The 14,313-nt window shown below is 71.8% G+C and carries 9 protein-coding genes and 2 pseudogenes; 5 read left to right on the top strand and 6 right to left on the bottom strand.

Annotated features, from left to right (window positions below; genetic code table 11):
• Window positions 1-583 precede the first annotated feature (583 nt).
• Window positions 584-1,003: a hypothetical protein gene (locus IF00_RS0136970; protein ID WP_158710561.1), complete on the bottom strand. Its 420-nt coding sequence runs from the start codon at window positions 1,001-1,003 to the stop codon at window positions 584-586.
• A 342-nt stretch (window positions 1,004-1,345) separates the two neighbouring features.
• Window positions 1,346-2,956 carry an FAD-binding oxidoreductase gene (locus IF00_RS0136965; RefSeq protein ID WP_030325888.1) on the bottom strand — a complete coding sequence of 537 codons (1,611 nt, stop codon included), beginning with the start codon at window positions 2,954-2,956 and terminating at the stop codon, window positions 1,346-1,348.
• A gap of 64 nt (window positions 2,957-3,020) precedes the next feature.
• On the opposite strand from IF00_RS0136965, the gene IF00_RS0136960 reads away from it, so the two are divergent.
• Entirely contained in the window at window positions 3,021-3,749 is a 729-nt protein-coding gene (locus IF00_RS0136960; protein ID WP_078945003.1) for a TetR family transcriptional regulator, read from the top strand.
• Between the two features lie 111 nt (window positions 3,750-3,860).
• Window positions 3,861-4,670 carry a hypothetical protein gene (locus tag IF00_RS0136955; protein ID WP_030325884.1) on the top strand — a complete coding sequence of 270 codons (810 nt, stop codon included), beginning with the start codon at window positions 3,861-3,863 and terminating at the stop codon, window positions 4,668-4,670.
• Window positions 4,671-4,773: 103 nt separating this feature from the next.
• On the opposite strand, the gene IF00_RS0136950 is transcribed toward IF00_RS0136955, so the two are convergent.
• Complete coding sequence (locus IF00_RS0136950) at window positions 4,774-5,094, bottom strand: hypothetical protein (protein ID WP_030325882.1); 321 nt, start codon at window positions 5,092-5,094, stop codon at window positions 4,774-4,776.
• Between the two features lie 489 nt (window positions 5,095-5,583).
• Here IF00_RS0136950 and IF00_RS0136945 point away from each other — a divergent pair, with 489 nt between their 5' ends.
• Entirely contained in the window at window positions 5,584-7,023 is a 1,440-nt protein-coding gene (locus tag IF00_RS0136945; RefSeq protein WP_030325881.1) for a Gfo/Idh/MocA family protein, read from the top strand.
• A gap of 30 nt (window positions 7,024-7,053) precedes the next feature.
• On the top strand, window positions 7,054-8,049 hold the full coding sequence (locus IF00_RS0136940; protein ID WP_030325880.1) for an NEW3 domain-containing protein: 996 nt from the start codon (window positions 7,054-7,056) through the stop codon (window positions 8,047-8,049).
• A 72-nt stretch (window positions 8,050-8,121) separates the two neighbouring features.
• Here IF00_RS0136940 and IF00_RS0136935 read toward each other — a convergent pair whose 3' ends face one another.
• From IF00_RS0136935 to IF00_RS47295, 3 genes and pseudogenes are all read right to left on the bottom strand, one after another.
• The gene (locus IF00_RS0136935) at window positions 8,122-10,053 is read right to left on the bottom strand and encodes a CASTOR/POLLUX-related putative ion channel (protein ID WP_051820806.1); all 1,932 of its coding nucleotides are present in this window, start codon (window positions 10,051-10,053) and stop codon (window positions 8,122-8,124) included.
• A 344-nt stretch (window positions 10,054-10,397) separates the two neighbouring features.
• Window positions 10,398-11,498 (bottom strand): annotated as a pseudogene (locus tag IF00_RS47300) (SpoIIE family protein phosphatase); the annotation flags it as partial.
• Window positions 11,499-11,720: 222 nt separating this feature from the next.
• Window positions 11,721-12,581: pseudogene (locus tag IF00_RS47295) on the bottom strand (ATP-binding cassette domain-containing protein); the annotation flags it as partial.
• 392 nt (window positions 12,582-12,973) lie between these two features.
• On the opposite strand from IF00_RS47295, the gene IF00_RS0136925 reads away from it, so the two are divergent.
• Window positions 12,974-14,313: zinc-dependent metalloprotease family protein (locus tag IF00_RS0136925; protein ID WP_280922639.1), on the top strand; the 1,340-nt coding region annotated here is incomplete at its 3' end.

Raw genomic sequence — 14,313 nt, 5'->3', positions numbered from 1 at the left:
CCGCCCGCTATCAACACCCGCATGCCCACCATCCGCCTGAGTCAGTGCCTGTCTTCACTCTCCGGACAAGACAGCGCGGCGTTCTGTGACATGGCCCCGAGGCACTCGCCCACTCGGATGGTCACTCCGCCGAGGCCTGTCGGCGCAGTCAAGCCCCGTCGGCGATGTCCCCCTGCCATATGTGGTCCTGTTCGCGCCCCGTGCGCCGCTGCCTCAGGCGGATGACACCGGCTGGGTACGACGGGACTGCGGCGGGCTCCGGTCGACGGGTGCCGGGACACGTGCCTGGACGGCGGCAGGCGTACGCGGATGACCAGGAGGCCTCCATCAGCCCGGTCGCGGTCACTGCGCGGTCGGATCGAGCGAGGTCGGATCGGGGTCCGGCGGAGTGGAAGTCGCCGCTGCCGGAGGCGCACTGCGTGTGCATCGGTGCGCCGAGTGCGGTGGGCGGTGGGCGGTGGAGCAGGAGTTCAGCGCCTGGTTCTCGCCGCCGGCGTTTTCCGGCGACGCCGGCCGGGCGTCGCCGCGGCTGACGATCCGGACGCAATGGTTCGGAGGACCGCTTGCCTCACGGCGTTCGGAGTCAGAGACCTGTCGGGTCGGTGTCGCAGGTGGCGCGGCGCCGGCCGATCGTGACCAGGGCCTCCCAGAGGGCGTCGGCCTCCCCGCGGCGGATCTCGTGGATCGCTCCGTCCAGGGGTTCGGCGCCCGGTCCCAGCGGCCGATCCGATTCGCCTGCGTCCCTGCGGAGGATGATCCCGGTGGGCGGGTCGAGGGCACGCAGATCCCGTAGGAGTCGGTAGCGGGCGAGGTCGGCCTCGGGGTTGGGCAGGTGGCGGGTGATCACCGCGATGTCGGGCAGCAGCACACGGGCCTGGGCCAGGGCGATCCGGGGCTCGTAGGCGTGGGCGACGATGCGGAAGTGCGGGCCGGAGTGGACGCGGGCGCGCACCGATTCCAACTCGGCGCCCTCGGGCAGGCCTGCTATCAGCACGGTCATCATCGAAGTCATTGTCTCTCCGTCCGGCCGCCCGTGCCTCGCCGTGGCGGAAGTGGAGGCCGACGGGAGAAGGCCGCCGTCGGTCGACGTCTCTCGGTCGCTCAGCGCGTTCCCCGCTGCCCGAGGAGGCCGCCGGTGTGCCCTGACGGCCCGGTGCCGGCTCCGGTGCCGCCGCCCCGGACGCGGCCCGGGTCGCGGCGCCCTCAGGAGGGTTCGGGAGATCCTCCCGAAGGCCTTCCCCGGCATCCGCGGCGCCGTCGAGGAGCGGTCGACGGGCAGGTACCGGGACCCGTCGGCCACCGGCCGGGTCCCGGTACACCGCGCTCCGGGTGGGGCGAGGCCGCCTCAGTCCAGCAGCACCCCCGGGTTGAGGACGCCGTGCGGGTCGAGGGCGCCCTTGGCGGCGCGCAGGGCGAGGGCGAAGGGCTCCGGCCGCTGGCGGTCGTAGCCCGGCCGGTGGTCGCGGCCGACGGCGTGGTGGTGGGTGATGGTGGCCCGGTGGCGGTGGAGCACCTCGTTCGCCACCGCCTTCAGCTCGTCCCAGAAGGCGACCTCCTCCCCCGGGCGGCCCGCGGCGAGCACAGTGAAGTAGGGCGCCGCCCCGTCCGGATAGACGTGTGTGAGACGGCAGTTGACGGTGGCGGGGTGGCCGGAGATCTTGAGTGCCGCCTCGCTGACCGTCCTGCGGACGTCCTCGACGAGGGCGGGGACACGGCCCCAGGTGGCCGCCGTCTCGAAGGTCTCCGCGACGGCGCCCATCCGCGCCAGGCCGTCCCGGAGGTAGGGCATCCGCAGGAACGCCGACCGCCATGCGTTCACCGCCTCGTCGGCGGGAGCACCATCCGTACCGGCCTCGGACGGCTCCCGTCGGCCCCCGTGGGAGCGGGCCAGGTCGACGGCCTGTGCGAGGCGGCCGTCGACCGGGGCGTCGGCGGACTCGAAGCCCAGGACGAGCACGGCCGAGCCGTCCCGTGCGGCACCGGCCAGCGCGGCCTCGCCGGAGTCGAGCAGCCGGCAGTTGGCAGGGGCGAGGTCGGACTGCGCGAGGGCGCGGACCGCCCCGAGCGCGGCGCCGAAGTCGTCGAAGGCGAGCGAGGCGGACGCCTTGTGGACCGGGCGGGCCTGGAGCCGTACCCACGCCTCGGTGATGATGCCGAGCGCGCCCTCCGAGCCGAGGAACATCCGGTCGGGCGAGGGACCCGCGCCCGAGGCGGGCAGCCGCCACGACTCCGCCGTGCCGGCCGGGGTGACCACCCGCAGCGACTGGACGAAGTCGTCGATGTGCGTACGGCCGGTGGCGTAGTGGCCGCCGGCCCGGGTCGCGAGCCAGCCGCCGAGGGTGGAGAACTCGAAGCTCTGCGGGAAGTGCCGGAGCGTCAGGCCGTGCGGACGCAGCTGGTTCTCCAGGCTCGGTCCGAGCGTCCCCGCCTGGATGCGGGCGGCCCTGCCCTCGGAGTCGACCTCCAGCACCCGGTCCATCCTGGTCAGGTCGAGGGAGAGCACCGCGCGATGGCGGTCGCCCCGGTACTCGACTCCGCCCACCACCGAGGACCCGCCGCCGAAGGGCACGACGGCGACCCGGTGTTCGCCGGCCCAGTCCAGGAGGTCGACCACCTCCCGCTCCTCCGTCGGGAACGCGACCAGGTCGGGGATCCGGCCCGGACGGCCGCGCAGGGCGCGGGCGATGTCCCGGTACGCCTTGCCCATCGCGTGGGCCGCGCGGTCGCCGGGGTCGGTGCTGATCAGCCGCGCCAGGCTCGCCGAGGGCTGGACGGCGGGTGCCCCGATGCCCAGATCGGCGATGCGCGGTACGGGGAGCGGGCGGGCCAGGGTTCCGGGCAGCAGGGAGCCCATCGCCACGCACTCGGCGTCGTCGGGGTGGGCGCTCTCCCACCCCCAGCCCCACCAGGACCGGAGGGGGGCGGACGGGTTGGGCTGCGTCGTCGTGCCGGACATGGGCGCTCCAGAGGCCGCGAGTGAATTTACCAAGAGGTAAATTACTTACTGATAATATCTGCGCATGGCAACCCCCCGTTCGAAGGCCGGCACCAAGGGCGTCCCCCGACACCTGCGTCGGCAGCAGATGCTGGAAGCCGCCACGGAGGAGTTCGGAGGCCGCGGCTTTGCCGCCGCCTCCCTGGCCGCCGTCGCCGAGCGCGTCGGGGTCACCAAGACGCTGCTGCACCAGTACCTCGGCACGAAGGAAGACCTGTACGTCGCCTGCTTGACGCCCGTCGGGGACGACCTGCTCGACGCGATCCGGACAGCCATGGGCGAGGAGGGAACGACCTCTCGCACCCCCCTGCGGGTCCTCCGCGGCATCTTCGAAGCGTTGGAGGAACGCCGGGAGGCGTGGTTCGTCCTCTACGACCGCTCCCTGCCGCCCGGCGGTGAGGCCGCCCGCGCGGCGTCGATCTACCGGGCGGCCATCGACGCGCTCGCGGCCGACGGCACCACCGAGCTGCTGCGCACCGCCGGATCCACCGACCCCCTGGACGCCGACGCGCTCCGCCACGTCTGGACCGACCTGGTCGGCACACTCGTCCGCTGGTGGGTCAAGCATCCCGGGGAGACACCGGAGGCCATGACCCGGCGCTGCGCCCGACTCTTCGCCGTCGCCGCCGCGCTCGCGGGCGACCCCGTGCCACCGGGCCGGCCGGAGGACCGGACGGCGGGAAGACCGGGGGAGCAGGAGGCCGGAGGAGCAGAAGGCCGGACGACCGGAACGCCGGAGCACCGGAGCGGCTGACGGCGGGAAGCATCGAACCGACGTCAGGCAGCCTGCGGAATCATGATCACTCTCGTATCATTCATCCCTTATGAGAGGCTGCCCGTACCGGCAGCCGGGAGGGGGACGCCCATGCCGATGCCCGCACCACCGAAGCGCGCCTGCAGCCGGTACAGCGCCACGGGCACCCTGTGCACCACGCCCACCGCGCGCGCCGACGGCTGGTGCGGGGTCTGCGACGGTTACACCGTCCGGGCCCCGCGTGAGGAGACGGAGCGCAGGCAGCGCTGGCACTGGGGCCCCGGTCCCTGGCACCCGGCCCCTCTCGGGCTGGAGACCGACGAGGCGTACGAGATCGAGATCCACCCGCATGTCGTTCGCGACTACAGCAGCCATCACACCGTCCCGCCGAAGACGGCCGTCGTCCAGATCCGCTCGCTCCTGGAGGACCTCATCACCTCCGGTGCGCCCACCGAGGCCGACGTCCGCGGACGGCGGCGGATCTACCTGCCGCAGGGCGGCTACGGCCTGATGCTCAGCCAGGACCGCGGAACGGTGGTGCGGTACTGCACCCGGCACGCGGAACGCACCTGGGCTCAGTACCGCGGCGGTGTCCATTCCCGTATCTCCACCCCGAACAGGGGCACCGCCTGGCAGCGTGCGGCACTGGCGGAACACCTGCCGGTGAAGGTGACCGCGACGGCGCTGCACGGCTACACCCGGCACGTCCTCGGCACGAAGATCACCCGGGGCAACATCGACGACATCGCCCGGCGGCTCGCCGCCCATCTGAACGAGTACGTGCTGCCGAAGTGGGACCGCACCGCCGATGTGACCTTGGCCGACGGACAGGGCAGCACATGGGTGCTGGCGGTGGACGACCGGTCGCCCGAGGGCGTCGTGGTCGCGAACTACGCGACCGGCGTGCGGACCGAGGAGTAGCGGCGGCTCGTCCGGAGCGCCCCGCCCCACGCCGCGGACGGCGCCCACACCTTCGCGCGCGGCGCGGAAGGGGCGGTCCGCGCCGTGCGGCTCCCCTCATCGGTCACATGCCGGTGACGTCCCTGGCTCGCTGGAGCACGGAGTCGAGCGCGGCCACCCTGCCGTCGCTCCGCCTCGCGCGCGCCGCCCGGTCCTCCGGAACCAGCCGTGCGGCGGTCTGCACGGCGTAGGCGTCCGGGTCGCCGAAGGCGGCCCTCGGGTGCTCACCCGTCTCCGCGCAGTGCGTCGTGACCTCCTTGACCGCCCGGAGCACGACCGCCCGGTCCACGCCCGGCTGCATGGCGAGCCGCACCTGGAAACGCGCCATCCATTTCTCGCGGTCCTTCTCTGCCGCCGCGTCCGTCGTCCGGTCCTTCTTCGCCACGTGTTCTCTCCCGTGTGATCGACAGCCGTCCGTCATGCAGTGGGACGTCGAGCCGTTCCGGCGGGTTGCCCGAGCAAAGACGCCGTCCGGCCGTCGACGACACCCTGCCCCGGCCCGGGGCCCTGAACCCCACCTGATCCCACCCGGAAGGACGACCCGGCGTTCTTCGACTGCGGCCGGTCGCCTCGGGGCTCGTCTCCGTGCTGCTCCGACGCGCACGAAGCCCACACGGCGTCGAGGTTCGTCGCCCGGCCTGAGCCAGGCCCTCCCTTCCGCGTGCGTCTGAGCTCGGCCGGAACGGGCCCGGCAGCCGACGCCGGGCGGGTGACTCCACAGCACGCAATGCGTTCACCACGCAGTCAGGATGCTTGTTCTTGTTCGTAAGCAGGCGCTAATGAGCATCTATTGACATGCCCGTGGTCATCCCGCCAGAGTCTTGACCGTCAGTGATGCCGATCACGCACCGATACGGACGAGGAGCGTTCCCGCATGCCTGAAATCCCCGCAGTATCACGCCGCTTGCTTCTGGGAGGAGCTCTGGCCACCGGGGCGCTCGCAGCCGGTGTCGGCACCGCCCAAGCGGCCCCCGTGATGCAGGCCGGTGCCGTGCCGGCCCCCATGCCGCGGCGCAGGCCGGGCCAGAAGTCCATGATCGACGTGCCGTACGAGTCGCACGGGACCGTCCGCGTCGGTGTCATCGGTCTCGGCAACCGGGGTTCGGGCATGACCGAGGGATGGTCCGTCGTCCCCGGTTGCACGGTCACCGCCGTCTGTGACATCAGGGCGGACCGTGCCCGGCGCACCGCGGACCGCCTCGTCGCGACGGGCAAGCCCCGCCCCGCGGAGTACGGCGGCTCTGACGAGTCGTTCGCGCAGATGCTGGAGCGGGACGACATCGACCTCGTCTACATCGCCACCCCCTGGGAGTTCCACTACCCCCAGGGCAAGGCCGCGATGCTGGCGGGCAAGCACGTCATCGTCGAACTGCCCATCGCCACCGAGATCGACGAGCTGTGGGACCTCGTCGACACCTCGGAGCGCACGCGCCGGCATCTGATGCTGGCCGAGAACTGCAGCTACGGCCGCAACGAGCTCGCCATGCTCAAGATGGCGCACGAAGGCCTTTTCGGCGACATCACCAACGGCCACGGCGGCTACCTGCACGACCTGCGTGAGCTGCTCTTCTCGGACACGTACTACACGGACGCCTGGCGCCGCCTCTGGCACACCCGCAGCACCGCGTCCTTCTACGCCATGCACGGGCTGGCTCCGGTCGCCGCCGCGATGGACATCAACCGCGGCGACCGGATGGCGGTGCTGCGGGCCACCGCCACCGAGCCGAAGGGCCTCGCCGACTACCGCGAGCGCTTCATGCCCAGGTCGCACCCGTCGTGGAAGGAGACCTACGTCAACGGTGACCTCGTCACCTGCCTGATCGACACCGCCAAGGGCCGGGTCATCCGTGCCGAGCACGACGTCAGCTCGCCGCGCCCCTACAGCCGGATCAACAGCCTCGCGGGCAGCCGCGGCATCTTCGAGGACTACGCGGGCGTCATGTCGACGAGCGGCGGCCGTATCTACGTCGAGCCCGACCACGGCGGTCACTCCTGGCGTGCCTTCGACGCCTACCGCAAGGAGTTCGACCACTGGCTGTGGAGGAAGATCGGTGACGACGCGGCCAACAACGGCGGTCACGGCGGCATGGACTACGTCCTCCAGTGGCGCACCGTCCAGCTGATGCGCGCCGGACTCGTCCCGGACATCGACGTCTACGACTCGGCCGCCTGGTGCTCCCCCGTGCCGCTGAGCGTCAAGTCCCTCGCCGCGGGCGGTCGGCCGGTCGAGATTCCCGACTTCACCCGGGGCTCCTGGGTCAACCTGCGGATGGGCCTGGACTCACGTGCGTCCGAGATGCCCCCGGTCGCCTGACAACCCGCACTCTCGCGAAGGAGACAGACCGTGCGATCAGCCCGAGTGATCACCCTGCTCAGAGCCACGGCCGCGGCAGGGGCCGTACTTCTCGTCCCCATGCCGGCGGTCGCGGCCGGCCCTCAACCGGCGTCCGCCGCAGCGAAGACGGAGGTGTCCATATCACCGGTCGACCTCCAGGGGCCGGCCATCTCGGCGGTGAAGGTGACCGTCAGGAACGCGGGGCCCGACCGCATGCGGTCGTTGAAGGTGTCGTTCGCAGGGCCGGTGGGCTGGGCGGTGCAGCCGGCCGAACGCAGCGTGAACGACGCCCTGGCCACGGGCCAGGCCGTCCAGACCGAGTTCAGGATCCAGGTGCCGGAGCAGCGCCCGGGGTTCACCGTCCGGACGTTCACCGCTGCCGTGACGTACAAGGGCGGTGACGGAGCCGGGTCCGCCACCGGCACCCTGTCCCAGGCCACGGGCGAGCCCGTGGCGAACCTCAAGGCCGCCTACAACAGTGTCGCGATCACCGACGAGAGCAACACCGCCCCCGGCGACTACGACGGTGAGGGCAACAGCTTCTCCGCACAGAAGCTCGCGGCGGTCGGCCTCACCCGCGGCGCGTCCGTGAGCGCCCTGGGTGCGAAGCTGACCTGGCCGGACGTGCCGAGCGGGACCGAGGACAACGTGTCGAGTGCCGGACAGGCCGTCGCTCTGAGCGGCCAGGGCAGCAGACTCGTCTTCCTGGGTTCGGGCATCGGCAGCGCAGCGACGGGAAGTGCCACCGTGTACTACAAGGACGGCACCTCCACCAGGGGTTCGTTCGGCTTCCCCAACTGGTCGTTCGACCCCGCCGATGCCCACGGCGCGACACTGGTCGCGTCGTCCGACGGTCGCAACCGCCCGAGCGGATACGGGAACGCGGGCATCGCCTACCGCGTGTTCGCCCACTCGATTCCGCTCGACGCGGCCAAGCCGGTCGACTTCGTCGTCCTGCCGAGCAACGGCGGCATCCACGTTTTCGACATGGCCGTCGCCCCCTGATGCAGGCCGCCACCACGGCCGGTCACCTTCCGCCGGCGCCGTCTGGAGCGTTCCGCGCTCCTCTGTGCCGCCTCAGGGAGAGACCGGAGTATCGGCGGGCCTGGCAGGCTCGTCCTGGGGCTGGAGGGTTCCGGCCGTGGTGACGACGATGAGGGTGTCCTCGTGCGACCAACGGCGCGTTCCGGTCTTCGGCGGGTTGAGGAGCGGGATCCGGGAGTCGCCTGGGCGGTAGCCGAGGGCGGTGGCGCCCTGCCGTCCGGCGGCCTCGACGAGTGTGGCGAAGGGCGCCTCGGTCCCGTCGGGGACGTAGTCGGTGGCGGGGCGCAGGCGGACCGCGTTGCCCTCCGGGGAGAAGAGCTCGTCGAAGGCCGCCGCCAGTTCGACGGTCTGCGAGACCTGGGCCATGAGCAGGCCGACGAGCCGTCCGCCGACCACGAGGTCCGTGTGCGGACCGGCCGGGGCGAGGGGGCGGTGCTGGGCGTCCGTCAGTTCGGCGACGGTGGAGCTCCGGTGGCCCGACTCTCGCTCGGCGGCGCGGAGCCGGAGGAGGGTGACGAGGGTGTGCTCGTCGGGGTCGGGGTGGCCGTCGGGGCCGCCGAGGACGAGGACGTGGGGGGCCGGGTCAGGGGCGGGGAGGTTCTTCTCCCGGACCGCTTCCCAGCCGTTGCGGGCGAGGCCGTCGACGATCTCCGGGCCGCGCCGGTTCCAGCCGAGGACGAGGACACGGCCGGGGGCGGTGCTGGTGTCGGCGGCGTTCGCGGCCTTCCCCACCTTCGCGGCCATCGCGAACGAGGGCGTCGGGAGCGGTGTCGCCGGGGTCGTGGTCCAGGTCGGTGGGGTCTCGTCCTCGGCCAGGACGACGACGGCGCCGCCGGGGCCGAGGGCTGTCTTCGGCGGCGGGTTGAGGAGCGGCGAGCCGTCCGGGCGTACGAGACCCACCACGCACGCGTCCACGCAGGCCGCCCTCAGGTCGGCGAAGGTCCGGCCGTCGAGCCCGGGGACACGGTGGACGTGCAGCTCGGCACCGGCGAAGTCGAGCAGGTCCTCCAGGACGCTCGACAGTCCGGGTTCGAGGACGCACTGGACGAGGGTCCTGGCCGCGATGCCGTCGACGTCGAGGACGACCGCGCCGGGCCCGGCGGCGAGCCGGGCGGTGGCGACGTGCCGGGTCTGCCGGACCGCCGCCACGACGCGTACCGGGCTCGTGTCGCCGACCACGGCCCGCAGCGCGAGCAGCGTCTTGACGACCTGGGTGTCGGCCTCGGGGGTGTCCGGTGGCAGGACCACGACCGCCCCGGCGGCGGCCGGGCTGACGCGGGCGAGAGCCGCCGGGTCGGCGGGGCGGCCCCGGCGACAGAGCAGCCGGACGCGTCGGACGCCGGCGGCGGTGAGAACCGCCCGCAACTCCCGCTCCATGTCGAGCTTGTCACGGTCGGCGAGGACCACGACCGCGCTGTTCCGCCGCTGGGCATGAGCGGCGAGCAGCTCGGCGACGAGCGTCGGGGTCTGCTCGGACCAGCCGAGAACGAGTGAGTGACCGCGCTCCACGACCGTCGACTGGCCGCGCTGAAGCTCGGTCAGCCGGTCGGTGATCGCGGTGGTGACGAGGCCGACGAGGGTCGAGACGTAGAGCAGGGAGACGAGGGCCAGCAGGACGGAGAGGACGATCCGCAGGGGCGGGCCGACCTCGCCGCCGAGCCGGAGGGTCTGGCCGACGGTCCGCCAGACGGTCGCCACCTTGCCCTGGACGGTGTCGGGCGAGCGGCTGTCGGTCCAGACGAGGAGGGCGCTCGCCGGTGCCACCACAGCCAGGCAGACCAGCGCGAGCCAGCCCGCGACCGTGGTCATGCCCTTCACCACGGTCCGGTCCACCCAGTACCGCGTCCGGTCCCGCAGCGACGGCGCGGGCCGGTGACGGGGCGTGCCGGGGGTGGGCGGGGCCGGGACGGCTGCGGGACAGGACGGCCGCGGGGGCGGGACCGTGGATTCGAGCTCCTTGCGCACGTCAGCAGGGTGACGGTGACACCGGGGCGAAACGCCGTCGACGGGCGCCGTTCATCCTTTCGGGCAGGCGGCCGGGAGTCAGGCGTTCGACCCGCAGGCGCCACCGCGCTCCTCCGTGCGCCCGGGCGCCGGGCCGGGCCGTGGTTCCTCGGACGCGGAGGTACGAGACTACGGCGAGGCCGAGGCCGAGGCCGGTGCCGAGGCCGGTGCCGGTGCCGAGGCCGGTGCCGGTGCCGAGGCCGGTGCCGGTGCCGAGGCCCGTGCCGAGGCCCGTGCCGCGGCCCGTTCGGCGGCGGCAGTGGGGTGTTGCGTCACGGCGGGCCGCGCATGCGCGGCGCCTGTGGTCAGGGCACCTGCTGTTCGGTCCAGATGATCTTCCCCGTCTCCGTGTACCTCGTCCCCCAGCGCTGGGCGATCTGCCCGACCAGGAACAGACCCCGCCCGCCCTCATCGGTGTCCGCGGCCAGCCGCAATCGCGGTGAGGTACTGCTGGTGTCGGCGACCTGGCAGATCAGCGTCCGCGCATACACCAGACGCACGCCGATCGGGCTGCCACCGTGCCGGATGGCATTGGTGACCAGTTCGCTCAGGATCAGCTCCGTGCCGAGGACCAGGTCCTCCAGGCCCCAGCGGCGCAGCTGGGCCGTGGCAGCGGCCCGGCTGGCGGCCACCGCCGAAGGATCGGGCGGGACGTTCCACTCGGCGATCCTTTCTCCGGGCAATGCGCGGGTACGCGCGACCAGCAGGGCGATGTCGTCGGCCGAGTCCGCCGGAAGCATGCTCCTGAGCACGGCCTGGCAGGTCTCCTCCGGACTGCGCCCGGGGTGGGACAGGGCCGTGCGCAGCCGCTCCAGGCCCACGTCGATGTCATGGGTCCTGGACTCCACCAGTCCGTCGGTGTAGAGGACGAGCTGGCTGCCCTCGGGGACGTCGAACTCGATCGTGGTGAAGGGCAGCCCGCGCAGCCCCAGGGGCGGGCCGACGGGGGTGTCGGGGATGTCGGTGGTGCCGTCGGGGCTCACCAGCATGGCCGGCAGGTGGCCGGCGCGGGCGAGCTGACAGCGGCAGGTGACCGGGTCGTAGACGGCGTAGAGGCAGGTGGCGCCGATGACAGCGTCCTCGCGGCCTCCGACCGTCTGCTCGTCGTCGATGCGGGCGACGACCTCGTCGAGGTGGGTGAGGAGTTCGTCAGGCGGCAGATCGAGCATGGCGAGGTTGTGCACGGCGGTGCGCAGTCGTCCCATGGTGGCGGCGGCGTGCAGGCCGTGTCCGACGACGTCACCCACCACGAGGGCGACGCGGGCGCCGGACAGCGGGATCACGTCGAACCAGTCTCCGCCGACCCCCGAGTGTGCGGGAAGGTACCGGTGGGCGGCCTCGACGGCGTCCTGCGCCGGCAGCCCGCGCGGGAGCAGGCTCTGCTGGAGAGTGACCGCGAGCGGATGACCGCCGCTGATGGCGGCGGCGAGCTGCTCCTGGCTGGTGTACCGGGCTTCGAACTCGCCTCCGTTGCAGCCCAGCCGGAGCACGGCGATGCGATCAGCGACAGCTTGCACGTCGTCGAGGTTGTGGCTGACCATGATCACCGCGTGGCCTTGGTCCCGCAGCCTGCGGATCAGTTCGAGCATCCGCGAGGTCTGTTCCACGGTGAGCGTGGCGGTCGGCTCGTCGAGGACGACCAGCTGAGGCCTGCCCAGCAGCGCCCGTGCGATGGCGACCGTTTGACGCTGGCCCAGGGTGAGTGCCTTCACCGGGGTTCGGATACCGGGAAGGCTGATGGCGAGTCGTTCGAGCAGTGCAATGGACCGCTTCTCTATCTCGATCTGCCGCAGAACTCCGAACCTGCGCAGTTCGCGGCCGAGGTAGAGATTGGCTACCACGTCCAGGCGGTCGACCAGGGACGGGTCCTGGTAGACGGTGGCGATGCCGAGCCGTTGGGCGTCCGCGGGCCGGCGTAGGTCGACGCGGACGCCCTGCCACTCGATGGTCCCCCCGTCCGGCGGGGCCACCCCGGAGACCGCCTTGACCAGTGTGCTCTTGCCGGCTCCGCTGTCACCCACCAGACCGAGCACCTGCCCCCGGTCCACCCGGAGGTCGACCGAGTCGAGAGCGACGACCCCGCCGAAGTGCTTGGTGATCCCGCGCAGGGACAAGAGCGGCCCCCTGGGCACTCGCCCACCTCCACCCTCTCTGCAGCCCGTCCGACGGCACCCGGTCCGCTGCCCGACCGGGCGAGCCTTCCGAGGACCCTGCAGCAAGGGTTGTCCACCCCGGTGCCTGCCCGGTGAACGGTGGTGACGGGACACGCGAGAACGCCCCGTTCGGCGGCACGTTCTTTCCGACGCGTCCCCTGTCGAAAGACGTCCTCGCCGTTCCTGTCCCCCGTCCGGCTCATCGCGCCGCGACCGTGCGGCGGTCGCGGTGGGCCATCCGGCAACCGGGTCGGGTGAGCAACCGGGACCGTCTCCCCCGTCGCCACCGTGTCTCCGATGTGCTGCCGGGGACACGGTCCTTGGCACGCGTTCCATGGCCGAGTGGGCCAGGTGCTCACGGGTGGTGATCGAAGGGATTCGCGAGGTGAGAAATTAGATGAATCCTTCACTGAATTCGCGTCAATAACCGTCCGCGTTTATTTCAATCGCATAACGGGATCACCGAAAAGGCCTGGACCAAGACTTCACGATGCGACCAACTCCCCTTATTGCAAAGGTAATTGAGTGTTCATCAGAAACGGAACCGTAGGTAACGGAATGGATTCTTTGAACGCTCTCCCCTTTGTCCGAATTCTTCACCGGAAGGTTCTGACAGGCTTCCGCGCACCCAGTCTTCTGACCAAAGAGTTGAGGTGTGCATGCCTAGACATAGGAAGCCGAAGGAGAGTCAGGTACGCGGGGCACGGCCTCGCAGACCCTTCATAGGCATGACTGCCGCGATGGCCATCGCGGCAGTCATAGCCGGCGGGATCGCCTACGGGGCGGGACGCGCGGACTCGGGAGAGACTCCGCTCGCCCGCCTCGAGACCCCCGTCACCGACATCGTCGACATCGCCGGCACCGCCGTCCCCGCCACTGCGCCGGCGAGGAGCGTGGAGCCCGAGCCGATCCAGAAGAAGCCGACCAACGAGCCGGCCAGGGGCCTGGTGTACGACGGGCTCAAGGTGGCCCCTGAGGGAGACCGCTGCGCAGGCGTCTACGCCACAGCCACCGGTTTGTGCACCCACGGCCCCGACGCGCCGCCCAAGGGTGTCGACATCAAGAAGGACACTCCGCCCGCGGTCAAGTCCGTGGCGCCCGCGGCCGATCCCGCCAGGACGGCAGCGCCGCGTCCCGCGCCCCGTAAGAACCAGGGACCCTCGCAGGACACACCCGCCGTCGACGCGCAGGCCCCTCGGACCACGGCCGTCGCCGCGTCGCCGAGCCCCTCCACCGCCACCGCTCCGGCCTCCACCGGAACCACCACGACCGCCGCGGGGCCGGCCGGGCAGACCGTCCAGTGCGACAGCGACGGCACCACCGGCAACCGGGTGCAGGTCGTGTACGTCCACGGCCCGGGACGCGACCGGTACTCCGAGTACCTCGCCTCCTTCCGCAAGTGGGCCGCCGACGCCGACCTCATCTACTCGGCCAGCGCCGAGGAGACCGGCGGCGTCCGCCACATCCGGTACGTGACGGCCGCGGACTGCACGCCCACGGTCCTCAACATCGAACTTTCCGACTCCGCACTGTCCGAGTTCAGCGCCACCAACCGCGCGCTCGCCGCCAAGGGCCTCGACCGACGCGACCGCAAGTACATGATCTTCGCCGAAGCGCAGGTGTACTGCGGCATCGGCACCTTCGCCGGGGACGAGCGGCCGGGCCAGTCCAACCAGAGCAACTTCGGCCCCTCGTACGGACGTACCGACAGCGGCTGCTGGGGCGGGCACACCGCGGCCCACGAACTCGGCCACAACCTGGGCGCGGTCAACAACAGCGCGCCCAACACCAGCCGGGGCGCGCACTGTACGGACGAGTGGGACGTGATGTGCTACTCGGACAGCCCGCACTACCCGCAGATGCGCAACGTCTGCACCAACCGGGCTTCCGAGAACATCCTCGACTGCAACCACGACGACTACTTCCACACCAGCCCACGGCCCGGCAGTTATCTCGCCACGCACTGGAACATCGCCGACAACCAGTTCCTCATGCGGACGAAGGGCGGCGGTACCGGACCTGACCCGACACCCAGCCCCACCCCGAGCCCGACATCCACCCCCACCCC

Source organism: Streptomyces flavochromogenes, from assembly GCF_000717595.1.
In the GTDB taxonomy this organism is placed as follows: Bacteria; Actinomycetota; Actinomycetes; order Streptomycetales; family Streptomycetaceae; genus Streptomyces; species Streptomyces flavochromogenes.
Note: the sequence above shows the minus strand (reverse complement) of the source record. Positions and strands in the feature narration are given on the sequence as shown.

What these genes read in the sequence shown, in the direction of transcription:
- IF00_RS0136955 (WP_030325884.1), top strand. Translation starts at nt 3,861, where the DNA reads ATGCCGATGCCCGCACCACCGAAGCGCGCCTGCAGCCGGTACAGCGCC.
- IF00_RS0136965 (WP_030325888.1), bottom strand. Translation starts at nt 2,956, where the DNA reads ATGTCCGGCACGACGACGCAGCCCAACCCGTCCGCCCCCCTCCGGTCC.
- IF00_RS0136960 (WP_078945003.1), top strand. Translation starts at nt 3,021, where the DNA reads ATGGCAACCCCCCGTTCGAAGGCCGGCACCAAGGGCGTCCCCCGACAC.
- IF00_RS0136970 (WP_158710561.1), bottom strand. Translation starts at nt 1,003, where the DNA reads ATGATGACCGTGCTGATAGCAGGCCTGCCCGAGGGCGCCGAGTTGGAA.
- IF00_RS0136945 (WP_030325881.1), top strand. Translation starts at nt 5,584, where the DNA reads ATGCCTGAAATCCCCGCAGTATCACGCCGCTTGCTTCTGGGAGGAGCT.